General features: G+C 63.8%; 13 protein-coding genes. 8 read left to right on the top strand and 5 right to left on the bottom strand.

Annotated features, from left to right (window positions below; genetic code table 11):
• Positions 1-337 precede the first annotated feature (337 nt).
• Entirely contained in the window at positions 338-1,150 is an 813-nt protein-coding gene (locus GTK01_RS20455; protein WP_371924440.1) for an SDR family NAD(P)-dependent oxidoreductase, read from the bottom strand.
• On the bottom strand, positions 1,147-2,133 hold the full coding sequence (locus tag GTK01_RS20450; protein ID WP_252929642.1) for an aldo/keto reductase: 987 nt from the start codon (positions 2,131-2,133) through the stop codon (positions 1,147-1,149). Before GTK01_RS20450 ends, GTK01_RS20455 begins: the two co-directional genes overlap by 4 nt.
• Before the next feature lie 175 nt (positions 2,134-2,308).
• Here GTK01_RS20450 and GTK01_RS20445 point away from each other — a divergent pair, with 175 nt between their 5' ends.
• Positions 2,309-2,614, top strand: a complete 306-nt coding sequence (locus GTK01_RS20445) for a PepSY domain-containing protein (RefSeq protein ID WP_252929639.1) — start codon at positions 2,309-2,311, stop codon at positions 2,612-2,614.
• 111 nt (positions 2,615-2,725) lie between these two features.
• A complete protein-coding gene (locus GTK01_RS20440) occupies positions 2,726-4,336 on the top strand; it encodes an AarF/ABC1/UbiB kinase family protein (RefSeq protein ID WP_252929637.1) in 1,611 nt (536 codons plus the stop codon).
• Here the strand turns inward: GTK01_RS20440 and GTK01_RS20435 are convergent.
• The 3 genes from GTK01_RS20435 to GTK01_RS20425 form a co-directional block, all read right to left on the bottom strand.
• Entirely contained in the window at positions 4,289-4,771 is a 483-nt protein-coding gene (locus GTK01_RS20435) for an Hsp20/alpha crystallin family protein (protein ID WP_252929628.1), read from the bottom strand. The two genes, GTK01_RS20440 and GTK01_RS20435, sit on opposite strands and share 48 nt — an antisense overlap.
• Before the next feature lie 467 nt (positions 4,772-5,238).
• Positions 5,239-5,484 carry a conjugal transfer protein TraD gene (locus GTK01_RS20430; RefSeq protein ID WP_252929627.1) on the bottom strand — a complete coding sequence of 82 codons (246 nt, stop codon included), beginning with the start codon at positions 5,482-5,484 and terminating at the stop codon, positions 5,239-5,241.
• A 1-nt stretch (position 5,485) separates the two neighbouring features.
• Positions 5,486-5,812 carry a conjugal transfer protein TraD gene (locus tag GTK01_RS20425; protein WP_252929625.1) on the bottom strand — a complete coding sequence of 109 codons (327 nt, stop codon included), beginning with the start codon at positions 5,810-5,812 and terminating at the stop codon, positions 5,486-5,488.
• Between the two features lie 171 nt (positions 5,813-5,983).
• Here GTK01_RS20425 and traA point away from each other — a divergent pair, with 171 nt between their 5' ends.
• The 6 genes from traA to GTK01_RS20395 all read left to right on the top strand — a co-directional run.
• Positions 5,984-8,890: a Ti-type conjugative transfer relaxase TraA gene (traA, locus tag GTK01_RS20420; RefSeq protein WP_252929623.1), complete on the top strand. Its 2,907-nt coding sequence runs from the start codon at positions 5,984-5,986 to the stop codon at positions 8,888-8,890.
• Positions 8,891-9,020: 130 nt separating this feature from the next.
• The gene (locus tag GTK01_RS20415) at positions 9,021-9,239 is read left to right on the top strand and encodes an AlpA family transcriptional regulator (protein WP_159602163.1); all 219 of its coding nucleotides are present in this window, start codon (positions 9,021-9,023) and stop codon (positions 9,237-9,239) included.
• Complete coding sequence (locus tag GTK01_RS20410) at positions 9,229-9,474, top strand: hypothetical protein (protein ID WP_252929614.1); 246 nt, start codon at positions 9,229-9,231, stop codon at positions 9,472-9,474. Before GTK01_RS20415 ends, GTK01_RS20410 begins: the two co-directional genes overlap by 11 nt.
• Positions 9,475-9,533: 59 nt before the next feature.
• The gene (locus tag GTK01_RS20405; RefSeq protein ID WP_252929613.1) at positions 9,534-9,830 is read left to right on the top strand and encodes a type II toxin-antitoxin system RelE/ParE family toxin; all 297 of its coding nucleotides are present in this window, start codon (positions 9,534-9,536) and stop codon (positions 9,828-9,830) included.
• Positions 9,831-9,845: 15 nt separating this feature from the next.
• Complete coding sequence (locus GTK01_RS20400; protein ID WP_252929603.1) at positions 9,846-10,154, top strand: HigA family addiction module antitoxin; 309 nt, start codon at positions 9,846-9,848, stop codon at positions 10,152-10,154.
• Between the two features lie 62 nt (positions 10,155-10,216).
• A partial coding sequence (locus GTK01_RS20395) for a recombinase family protein (RefSeq protein ID WP_252929601.1) occupies positions 10,217-11,814 on the top strand: 1,598 nt, incomplete at its 3' end.

Raw genomic sequence — 11,814 nt, 5'->3', positions numbered from 1 at the left:
TGGCGGGCCGCGACCGATAATGATGAGCACTACATTTGCGCCATAGTCCTACGATTTGGTAAGCGCCGAGGATATCACTCGGTGGCCGGCCCTCCTTTCGACCTAATTTTCGGGCATGGTCGTTGAGGCCTCTGGTTCCATACCTAAGCACACGCTCATATCCGAGATCGAGATCGCTACCGAGAGCGACCGACGCTACCGCGATGGAACTGGCGAACATTTCCAGTCTGCATCCCTGTGGCCGAGGTGGGCAATGTATCGGCGTCGGGAAGGACTGGGTGCGTCTTGAGCAAGCTCATTTCGAGGGACGCTCCCTGGAGTGCCGAAAGCCCGCGCGTTAGCCGGTGGGCCAGCCGGCGTTATCCATCGCTGCCTTGGCGGCTTCAGCTTCCGGCAGCTCTCTCCTCCAGCGGGAGGCATCGATCCGGCACCCTGTCACCCCCTCTGATGCCTCCGAGGCAAGCCAGAGAAGTGGCGGGATGACGATTGCAGGATCGAGCAGTTCGGTGCGCACCTCCTGAGGGAGGCCGTCCGGAATCATGCCCGTCGCCGTCGCGCCGCCGGGCAGAAGCCCGTTCACCGTGACCCCTGTGTCCTCCAGATCCTGCGCCCAGATAATCGTCTCTGATTCCAGCGCCGCCTTGGATGGCCCATAGGGTGAGAAGCCGCGCCGGCGCATGGTGGCTTGGTTCATCGTGATGTTGACGATGCGGCCGCGACCTGCCGCAATCATTACCGGGGCTGCAGCTCGCGCCATCAGAAAGGGACCGTTGACGTTGGTGTCGATCACCATGCGCCAGACATCAGGATCGGTTTCCCAAAACCGGGTCGGGTCAGTCAGGAAGCGCTCGCTGACATACTTCATCCCCCGACCGGCGTTGTTGACGAGCATGTCGAGCCTGCCGAAGCGATCAAGCGCCATTGCGACGACGCGGGCGCAGTCTTCCTCGCGTGACACATCGGCGAGCATCGGAACAACCCGGTCGCCACCGGCTTCGCGGGCCACGGCCTCGACTTCGGTCGCCTCGCGCGATGCGGTGGTGACAACCCGCGCGCCCGCCGCCGCGAGGCCCAGAACCATCGCCCGGCCGAGCCCGCGCCCGCCGCCCGTGACGATCGCGACCTTGCCCTCGAGTCGCGCGCCGCTCACCGGTTCAGCGCCCGCATCTGAGGTGCGGCATAGCGAGTCCCTGCGGCAGCGCCGGGCGGCAGGATGCGGTCGATCCGGGCGCGATCCTCAGCGGTGATCCGCACCTCGATCGCCTCCACGTTTTCCTCAAGCCACGCGCGGTTCTTGGTTCCCGGGATCGGAACGATGTCCTCGCCCTGGGCGAGGAGCCACGCGAGGGCGAGTTGGGAGGGCGTGCAGCGCTTCTCGCGCGCCATCGTCTCGATCTCGGCCACCAGATCGAGGTTCTTCTGGAAGTTCTCGCCCTGGAAGCGTGGAGCGTTGTGGCGGTAATCATCCTCGGCGAGATCCTCGATGCGGCGGATCTGTCCGGTGAGAAAGCCGCGTCCGAGCGGGCTGTAGGCCACATAGCCGATGCCGAGTTCGCGCACGGTCGGCAGGATCTCCTCCTCCGGCTCGCGGCTCCACAGCGAATACTCGGTCTGGAGAGCCGAGATCGGGTGCACGGCGTGGGCACGGCGGATCGTCTCCGGCGCCGCCTCCGAAAGACCGAGGTAGCGGACCTTGCCGGCTTTCACGAGCTCAGCCATGGCGCCCACCGTCTCCTCGATCGGTGTGTCGGGGTCGACCCGGTGCTGGTAATAGAGGTCGATGTGATCGACCCCGAGGCGCTTGAGCGACGCGTCGCAGGCTTGGCGTACATATTCCGCATCGCCTCGAATGCCGAGATATTCGCCGTTCTCGCCGCGCACGTTCGCGAACTTCGTCGCGAGCACCACCTGGTCGCGACGGTCGCCGATCGCCTTGCCGACCAGGACCTCGTTAGTGAAGGGGCCGTACATGTCGGCGGTGTCGAGGAATGTGACGCCAACCTCGAGTGCCCGGTGAACCGTCGCGACCGCCTCGTCCTCGTCGCGACTGCCGTAAAATTCAGACATCCCCATGCACCCGAGGCCGAGTGCTGAAACCTCAAGTCCTTCCGAGCCGAGCTTGCGAATATGCATTTCTTGTTCCTAACGCTTTGCGTCCTGACACGATGCAATGCACCTTGACCATCGCGGTTCCCGCTGCAAAGGAGCTAAAACGAGCGGACACTCTGCAAACTTGAAGATCCCTCGGCAACCGGTATCCTACCCGCAGGGATCGGCTCGGCCGGTCAGCAGGATATGGGAGTTTCGAGTGTCAAGACTGAAGATAAGCATTGTTGCCTTTGCAATTTTGAGCCTTTCAGGCGCCATGGCAGCCTCTCAGGAGCCGCCTAAACCTCTTGCCGACCTTCCGCCTCAAGGCAGCGTCAAGCTTTCACAACTGATCTCGGAAACCGAAGGACGTGCAGGATTCCACGCAATCAAGAGTATTAATTACTCACGCGGCGAATACGAAGTTGTATACTATATGATGGATGGAGCCGAAGTACGGCTGAATTTCGATGTGAAGACGGGCGAGGTTAGGCCGCCCAAGAGCGGAGGACTGTTTGGAGGATAAAAAATACAGGCAGATAGATCAATTCCGATGCTCCTCTACTTATCAGCAGGCAAAGATTGAGCGGGGCCACTCCATGCTTGCTTTGGGCCCATGGAGAGCGCAACACCGATGATGGCTGGACGTCTCTCAACGGCCGATTACCGACGGCTCGCGACCGTGCTACGGGTTCTCGGAGAGGCCGGCCTTAAGCCTACTTTGGCTCGCCTCGGGCTGATTCGATCCCAAAATGTACAGTCATTTGACGATGCGGAAGCGGAGGCTTTAGTCCGCGCACTGGAGCGTCTCGGCCCCACCTTCGTCAAGCTGGGGCAGATCATGGCAACGCGCGCGGATCTGCTTCCGCCCGAGCTGACGGAGCGTCTGAGCCGGTTGCACGACGCCGTCGCGCCCGTGCCGTTTGAGGAAGTACGTTCCCAACTCGTGGATGACCTGGGCGCTGATCCGTCAGAGGTGTTCGCCGAGTTTTCGGCCACGCCCATCGCTGCCGCGTCCATTGGTCAGGTCTACGAAGCCCGGCTGCGCACCGGCGAGTCTGTCGTCGTGAAGGTAAGGCGCCCGGGCATAGAGGAGGTGATGCGCGCCGACCTGCGGCTTCTCACGGCCGCCGCACGGGTGATCGAACGGCGGGCTCCAGGATTTAGGCGACATCAACCTGTCCGCGTGGTCGGGCAGCTCGCGCAAGCGCTTCTCGAGGAGATCGACTTCAGGATCGAGGCGCGCAACCAGGAGGATGTCCGTTGTCGGACAAGCGTCTTTGTCGTGCCGCGTGTCCATCCGCAGTTCAGCACGAGCAGGACTCTAGTCAGTGATCGTATCGTTGGCAGGAGCCCCAACCAGGCATTCAGGCTTTCGGAGCCGGCGCTCGCCCGCGCACTTGCCCCGGAAGCAGCCCAGGGGCTGTTGACCTTGATGCTTCAAGAGAGCGTGTTCCATGCCGATCCTCACCCCGGAAATGTGCTGGTCACGCCCGAGGGCCGGCTCGCCTTGCTCGACTTTGGCTCGGTCGGGCGGCTTTCAGCGAAGCGTCGCGAACAGGTGCTCGTCGTTCTCGGGTCCCTGGTCGATGCCGACGTCGGGGCGGTCACGGATGTCCTGATGGATTGGGCTCGCCGATCGGGCCCGCCGCCGCCAGGTCTCGAACCGGCCGTCGATCAGTTCTTTTCGCGCTACGGTGCTCAATCGGGCCGCGACATCCGTCTGGCCGAGGCGATCACGGAGTTCATCTCAATCGCCCGTGAAAACGAACTTGCGCTCCCGCCCGATCTCCTCCTCTTGATGCGAGCGCTTGGTATTTCGGAAGGCTTGGCCAGAACACTGGACCCTGACCTGGACGTGGTCGAGGCCATCACGCCAGTCATGCTGAAGGTCTTCGCGCAACGCTTCAGCTTTAAGGCGTTGGCGGCGCGAGGGTTTCGGGCATTCAAGGAGCTCGATCAGCTCGCCAACATAGGGCCCGAAGCTCTGCGGAGGGTCGTGGCACGGCTAAAGCGCGAAGGGCTCGCCGTTCAGGTTTCGGTTGCGAATCTGAATGGCCTCAGCGATGCCCTGCGCCGTGCCGGCGACACCTTGGCTAATGCCGTGGTGGCGGCGGCACTGATTCTCTCGGGCGCTCTCTTCTCGCTGTCGTCGGGTGGAGACCCGACGCGATCCGTTATTTCCCTGGTGGCGCTCGGGCTAGGCGTGATTATCTGGCTGCTCTTTGTGCTGCGCCGTCGCAACTGAAGGACCAGCATTGATGGGGACGCGGCGGGCCTTTCCCTGCACCCACGCAGCTTTCGGAAGATCCACCGTCAAAAGACCATCCTGAAGACTCGCTGTGATGCGCTCCGGCTCTACGGCTTCGACCAAGGGCACGAGCCGGTCAAGCGCACCTCCGATCCGGCCTTCCGTCGAAAGCTTGGGGCCGCTCAGTCGAACCGAATGGGGGGTGGCCTCCAGCAACAGCTCGTCGCGGCTGTAGCCGGGAACTTCGAACACTACGGTCACCTTCTCCAAGGTTTCCAAAACAGAGAAGTTGGCCTCGGCCGGGCCACTGAACTCGGTGCTGCGGACCGACCCTCGCCAAAGTCTGCCAAGTCCACGAGCCAGAACGCCTTCATATCCGAGACGTGCCGTCAGAGCCGTACCGCCAAGCTTGATCTGAATGTCGCCGATCATTTGAATACCTCCGCTTCCGTCATAAAATGACGTCGCTGTGCGGCTAAATCAAGGCGACCGCAGACGCCACCACAGCGGAACCGGCGTGTCGCCGGGGCCGTGGAAAACAGCGCTGCTGCGGCTTTGACGTCGGGCATACTATCCGTCGCCTGTTCAACGAAGTGAAAACCCTCGGGCTCGTGAAACTAACCACCATTACTGCCCCCGACTGTGAGGTCATGTGCGACGGTTTTTGGTCGAAGTTCCAAACTGCTGCACAGCGGAGCGCTGGCGTTGAACCGACCGCTCCCGAGGTCGAAGCCCTCATTGCCGAATTACTGCGCTCGCCACATGGGCGGATGATGTTCGGCAGCGGCAGCAGCAGAGTGCGGCTAGGCTGCCCTAGCCGCACGATGGCGGGCGGCGCTGTAATATTTTCGAGTCTCCGCGCCGCCCGCCATCGGCCATGCTCGATCCTGCGGAGTTTCCTATGAAATGGTGGGGGTACCTGTCGCCCGTTCCGCTGCTAACGCCAGCTTCCCCTTCGCGCTCCAGAGCGCCCCCGCGTGTTCGCTCTGATCGCCTTGGAGTTTGTCGGCCATCCAGAGCAGCGCACCGTAGATCAAGGCGCGGTCGTCGCCGGTGAGGTCCACGATCCCAGCTTTGACGACGAGGCCGCCGAGTTCGATCAGATGCCGCGTGCGCTTGCGGCGTTCGACCTGCCAGTTGCGCATGTCATGACGTGCCTGCGCCGCCCGATGACGGTTGCACGCCGCCCGATTGCGTCGCAGCGCCGCCACTGTTGCGGTCAGTCGATGGCGCAGATCGCCGCGCCCGGCTCTGAAAGAACGCCGCCCCGCGCTTGGCCCATGTCTCCCTCTTTCCGGCATCCTTGGTTTCGGCCAGCACGACCAACGCGCCCGCCAGTTCGTCGGCGCTGAGCGCATCCGCCCCGGTCGAGATCACCAGTTCGCCAAGCTGCTGCACCTTGCGGGTTTTCAAATCTCGCGCCTTGTTCTCCAGCGCCTTTAGTTCCGCATCAAAGTCTCGTGGTTTTCGCATCGTCGTCTCCATAAGCAGTCGATGGAGCGATGATAGTTTCGAAGCCGCTGAAATGCTGTAAGGTTGCCGGGACGGTGTGGAACGGCGCGGATCATCCCGAGAAATTCATTTCGAGGGCGCGCTTATACGTCGTTCCGACGTGCGCTTGAGGGCAGTATCTGGTTGGTCGCCATGGCGATCTACCATTTCTCCATTCAGGTCATCGGACGCGCGGCGGGCCGCAGCGCGGTCGCTGCCGCCGCCTATCGCTCGGCCTCGCGGCTGCGCGATGACCGGCTGGACCGTGACCACGATTTCTCGAACAAGCCGGGCGTCGTCCATTCCGAGGTCATGCTGCCGGAGAACGCGCCGGAGGAATGGAACGACCGCGAGCGGCTATGGAATGATGTCGAGGCGTTCGAGAAGAGGAAGGACGCCCAGCTTTGCCGCGAGGTGGAGTTCGCCCTTCCGCGCGAGATGACACAGGCCCAGGGCATCGAACTGGCCCACGACTTCGTGCAGTCCGAGTTTGTGGATCAGGGCATGATCGCCGATCTCAATGTGCATTGGGATATGGGCGCGGACGGCCAGCCCAAGCCCCATGCCCATGTCATGCTGACCATGCGATCCGTGGACGAAAACGGTTTTGGCCCGAAGGTGCGGGACTGGAACCGCACGGAGATGGTCGAGCGTTGGCGCGAACGCTGGGCCGATCATGTCAACGAGCGGCTGGCGGAACTCGACATCGACGCGCGGATCGACCACCGCAGCCTTGAGGCGCAGGGCGTCGCGCTGGAGCCGCAGACGAAGATCGGCGCACCCGCGCAGCGCATGGAAGCCGCCGGGCTTGAGGCCGACCGCGCCGAGGATCACCGGCGCATTGCCCGCGAGAACGGCGCGCGGATCATCGCCGATCCTTCCGCCGCGCTGGATGCCATCACACAACAGCAATCGAGCTTTACGCGGCGCGACATGGCGATGTTCGCGCACCGGCACAGCGACGGCATCGAGCAGTTCAACGCCGTGATGGGTGCGATGCGCCATGCGCCCGATCTGGTCGAACTCGGCAAGGACTCGCGCGGCGTTGACCGCTTCACCACGCGCGACATGATCGAGGCCGAACAGCGCCTGCACCGTGCCGCCGAGATGATGGCCGAGAAGGAGCTTCACGAGGTCAGCGACAGGAATCGCGAAACCGCGTTGGCGCGCGCGGAAGCGCGCGGCCTTGTCCTGTCCGGCGAGCAGGCCGAGGCGCTGGCGCACGTCACGGACGGGCACGGTCTGGGCGTCGTCGTCGGCTATGCCGGGACGGGGAAGAGCGCGATGCTGGGGGTGGCGCGCGAAGCCTGGGAGGCGGCGGGCTACGAGGTACGGGGCGTCGCCCTTTCCGGCATCGCCGCGGAAAATCTCGAAGGCGGATCGGGCATAACGTCCCGCACCATCGCCAGCATGGAACATGGTTGGGCGCAGGGCCGCGATGTGCTTACCGCGCGCGATGTGCTTGTCATCGACGAGGCGGGCATGGTCGGCACGCGGCAGTTGGAGCGCGTGCTATCCCATGCCGCCGAGGCCGGGGCCAAGGTGGTGCTGGTCGGCGATACGCAGCAGTTGCAGTCCATCGAGGCGGGCGCGGCGTTCCGTTCGATCTTCGAGCGCCACGGCGGCGCGGAGATCGGCGAAGTGCGCCGCCAGCGCGAGAACTGGCAGCGCGACGCCACCCGCGACCTGGCGACCAGCCGAACCGGCGATGCGATCCACGCCTATGACAAGCATGGTATGGTCCATGAGGCCGCGTCACGCGAGCAGGCGCGCGGCGACCTGATCGACCGCTGGGGCCGCGACCGGCAGGCGAACCCGGACGCAAGCCGCATCATCCTCACCCACACCAACGACGAGGTTCGCGCGCTCAATGAGGCCGCCCGCCAGAAAATGCGTGACGCAGGTGAACTTGGCGCGGATGTGCATGTCGCCGCCGAACGCGGTGCGCGGACCTTCGCGCCCGGCGACCGCGTCATGTTCCTGCAAAACGAGCGCGGCCTTGGCGTGAAGAACGGCACGCTCGGGACCATCGAGCAGGTCGGCGCCCAGAGCATGACCGTCCGCACCGACGATGGCCGCAATGTCGCGTTCGACCTGAAGGACTACAACAAGATCGACCACGGCTATGCCGCGACGATCCACAAGGCGCAGGGCATGACAGTGGACCGCACCCATGTCCTGGCGACGCCGGGCATGGACGGCCACGGCAGCTATGTCGCCCTCTCGCGCCACCGCGACGGCATCGACCTGCATTACGGCCGCGACGACTTCGCCAGTCAGGACAAGCTCATCAACGTCTTGTCGCGCGAGCGCGACAAGGACATGGCGAGCGATTACGAACCTGCCCGCGACTATGCCGAGCGGCGCGGGATCACCTTCCGCGAGCGCGTGGAACGGGTTGTCGAGATCGTCCGCCAGGTTCCCGAAAAGGTGCGCGGCATCTTCGACGGGTTGCGCCTGCCCGCCGAGGGCGGACAGGGGCCGGAAAGGAAGGTGGAGGAAGACCCGGAGGCGGCGTTGCGCCGCGCCCGTGGCCGGGCGCTCGTCCGCCATGCGCGCGCAGTGGATGCGATCTTCGCGGCGCAGGAACAGGGCGACAAAGCCAGCCCCGATCAGATCAGGGAATTGCAGGAGGCGCGCCAGCGGTTCGAGGAGGTGCGCCCCTACGGCTCGCACGACGCCGAAGCCGCCTACAAGAAAAACCCGGAGCTTGCGGCGGAGGCGGCATCCGGCGATGCCCGGCGCGCAATCCGCGCCCTGCAACTGGAAACCGAGTTGCGCACCGATCCCAGCCTGCGCGCCGACCGTTTCGTGGAACGCTGGCAAAATCTCCACAGGGCCAGCGACGAACGGTATGCGGCGGGCGACTATGCCGGTCACAGGGCCGCGCGGGCGGAGATGGGGAACATGGCCCACAGCCTCGAACGCGACCCGCAGATGGAATCCCTTCTGGCGGGCCGCAAGCGGGAACTCGGCATCTCATTCGATTCGGGGATGGGCGTCGGCCGCGACCTCACCCTCACTTTCGGGCTTGGTCGGGGGCGGGGTCTCGGACTGTAGAACCATCCTATTTTCCGCCGTCTCTTCGCCACACTACTACGAAGCCCAAATATCTATTGCACAACAACAAATCGCTCCTCTGTCTGGTCTCTGCAATCGTCAGAAATAGCCAGCAGGAGGCAGCGCAGCCATGCTCGCATCAGACCGTATCGTCCGCCTGAAAACTGTCCTCGCCCGGACCGGCCTATCCCGGTCCACCATCTATCGCAAGATCGCCGAGGGCACGTTCCCGCCCCAGATCAAGATCAGCGTCAACGGCGCGGGCTGGAAGGAATCCGACATTAACCGATGGGTCGCCAATCCCGTAGCGTGGCGGCCCGGAAGCGGGCGCGACCTCGATGGCGTCTGATCGCGGCGCGCGGTCCCGCTCCCGGCGCGTCAGGCCGCCCACGGCAACGGAGCAGCTTGAGACGCTGTTGGGCTATCCGTGGCCGTTCCCCGGCAGACCGCCCAAACATGACCTGTCCACCTGGACCGTCACCGACGACTGGCCCCATCCCGTTCCGGTCACAGAGGCCGAGATCGAGGTGTTCGAGCAATGGTTCGGAGACCTGTTCGATGACCTGTTCGGCCCCGAAGTTTGACCCGCCCCATTGCATTATGAGTTATGGTGCGGTACATATACTCACGACGGAGTGGCGGAATGATCGCTGGCTTTCGGGATGAATGGTTGCGGGCCTTCTTTGTGGACGACGCCCACTCCCGCAACATCCCATCCGACCTGGAAGCCCGGCTGTTCCGCAAGCTCCAGATGATTGATGACGCCGTGACCGATCAGGACTTGCGCGTGCCGCCCAGTAATCACTTTGAGAAGCTGAAAGGCAACCTGGCAGGTCTCCATTCGATCCGCGTCAACCAGCAATGGCGGCTGATCTTCCGCTGGGATGGCGAGCGCGGCGAGGCGGACGGGATTTATCTGGACGATCACAGTTACCGATGAGAGCGAGGCAAAAACATGCTGACCACCAAGCGTAAGCCAGCGACCGTCGGCGAGATACTGACCGAAGAGTTCATGGGGCCGATGGGGCTGACGCAAGGCGCGCTCGCCGAGGCGATGGGTGTTCAGCGCAAGCACGTCAATCAACTGTGCGGCAACCGCAGGAATGTGACGGCCGCGACCGCGCTGATCCTGGCCCGCGTCTTCGGCAACAGCCCCGACTTCTGGCTCAACGTGCAGCGGCGTAACGATCTTTGGGAGGTGATGAACACGCCCAAGGAGCGCGAACGCGTCGAGCGCGCGCGGCCATTGCAGAACGCCGCCTGAGCGCGGCCATGTGCGTCCGATAGTTCGGGTCGGGACCACCATTCGGGAAGGAGACTGCCACCATGACCGTGCCGCTATGCGCCGCCCTTTACCTGCGCGTCTCGACAGCGCGGCAGGCCGAGCATGATGTCTCCATCCCCGATCAGAAGCGCCAGGGCGAAGCCTATTGCGCCTCGCGCGGCTATCAGCTCGTCGAAACCTATGTGGAGCCGGGGGCGTCGGCCACCAATGATCGCCGCCCCGAGTTCCAGCGCATGATCGAGGCGGGAACGTCGAAGCCTGCGCCGTTCGACGTTGTGGTGGTTCACAGCTTCTCGCGCTTCTTCCGCGACCATTTCGAGCTTGAGTTCTACGTTCGCAAGCTCGCCAAGAACGGGGTGAAGCTCGTCTCCATCACACAGGAAATGGGGGATGACCCCATGCACGTCATGATGCGGCAGATCATGGCCCTGTTCGACGAGTATCAGTCCAAGGAAAACGCCAAGCACGTCATCCGCGCCTTGAAGGAAAATGCGCGGCAAGGCTTCTGGAACGGCTCGCTCCCTCCTATCGGCTATCGCGTCGTCGCGGCCGAGCAGCGCGGGGCCAAAACCAAGAAGAAGCTGGAAATCGACCCGTTCCACGCCGACACGGTGCGGCTGATTTATCGCCTGGCGCTCGAAGGCGACGGCACGACCGGCCAGATGGGTGTGAAGAATATCGTCTCCTATCTCAACAGCCGCCGCATCTTCACCCGCGACGGCGGCCGCTGGGGCATCGGGCAGGTTCATCGCATCCTGACGCGCCGCACCTATATGGGCGAGCATGAGTTCAACAAGCGCAGCAAGACCAAGGAGCTGAAACCCGTCAGCGAGATCGTGACGGTTCCGGTCCCGCCGATCATCGACCGCGAGACGTTCGACACCGTGCAGGCATTGCTCAAGGCCCGCAACCCCAAGGTCATGCCATCCGCCGTCATTAGCGGCCCGACCATGCTGACCGGCCTGATCCATTGCGCCAAGTGCGGCGGGGCCATGACCATCCGTACCGGCAAGGGCGGGCGTTACCGCTACTATGCCTGCTCTATGAAGGCGCGGCAGGGTCCGACCGCCTGTGAGGGCATGGCCGTGCCTATGGAAAAGTTGGACGATCTTGTCGCCAGCCATCTGGAGGATCAGTTACTCCAGCCCGAGCGGCTGGAAACCATCCTCGCCAGCGTTCTCGACCGCAGGCAGGAGCAATCCGAACGCCGCAGCGAGCACATCGCGGAACTGAACAAGCGCGCCGTTGAATCGGAACTGCGCCTCAAGCGGCTCTACGACGCCATCGAGGCAGGCGTTGCCGACATTGACGACCCGGCGCTGAAAGACCGCATCGATGGCCTCAAGGCCATCAGAGATCAGGCGAAGGCCGACGCCGAGCGTGCCCAAGCCATGCTCGACAACTCCGGTGCCAAGGCCATTACCCCGCAAATGGTCCGCACCTTCGCCAAGACCGCCCGCCAGCGCATCCGTCTCGAAGGCGGTGGCTACCGCCGCGACCACCTGCGCGCTTTCGCCCAGCGCGTCGAGGTTGCGGACGGCGAGGTCCGGATCATGGGATCGAAGACCCGGCTGCTCCAGGCGCTCACCGGAAAAAACGGCGTAAACTCAGTGCCCACTCAAGGACTGAAGTGGCGGAG

The sequence above is a fragment of the Aliihoeflea sp. 40Bstr573 genome (assembly GCF_024105655.1).
Classification (GTDB): Bacteria; Pseudomonadota; Alphaproteobacteria; order Rhizobiales; family Rhizobiaceae; genus Aliihoeflea.
This window is presented reverse-complemented; position numbering and strand designations above follow the sequence as displayed.

What these genes read in the sequence shown, in the direction of transcription:
- traA (WP_252929623.1), top strand. Translation starts at nt 5,984, where the DNA reads ATGGCGATCTACCATTTCTCCATTCAGGTCATCGGACGCGCGGCGGGC.
- GTK01_RS20415 (WP_159602163.1), top strand. Translation starts at nt 9,021, where the DNA reads ATGCTCGCATCAGACCGTATCGTCCGCCTGAAAACTGTCCTCGCCCGG.
- GTK01_RS20430 (WP_252929627.1), bottom strand. Translation starts at nt 5,484, where the DNA reads ATGCGCAACTGGCAGGTCGAACGCCGCAAGCGCACGCGGCATCTGATC.
- GTK01_RS20450 (WP_252929642.1), bottom strand. Translation starts at nt 2,133, where the DNA reads ATGCATATTCGCAAGCTCGGCTCGGAAGGACTTGAGGTTTCAGCACTC.
- GTK01_RS20440 (WP_252929637.1), top strand. Translation starts at nt 2,726, where the DNA reads ATGGCTGGACGTCTCTCAACGGCCGATTACCGACGGCTCGCGACCGTG.
- GTK01_RS20400 (WP_252929603.1), top strand. Translation starts at nt 9,846, where the DNA reads ATGCTGACCACCAAGCGTAAGCCAGCGACCGTCGGCGAGATACTGACC.
- GTK01_RS20435 (WP_252929628.1), bottom strand. Translation starts at nt 4,771, where the DNA reads ATGATCGGCGACATTCAGATCAAGCTTGGCGGTACGGCTCTGACGGCA.
- GTK01_RS20410 (WP_252929614.1), top strand. Translation starts at nt 9,229, where the DNA reads ATGGCGTCTGATCGCGGCGCGCGGTCCCGCTCCCGGCGCGTCAGGCCG.
- GTK01_RS20425 (WP_252929625.1), bottom strand. Translation starts at nt 5,812, where the DNA reads ATGCGAAAACCACGAGACTTTGATGCGGAACTAAAGGCGCTGGAGAAC.
- GTK01_RS20405 (WP_252929613.1), top strand. Translation starts at nt 9,534, where the DNA reads ATGATCGCTGGCTTTCGGGATGAATGGTTGCGGGCCTTCTTTGTGGAC.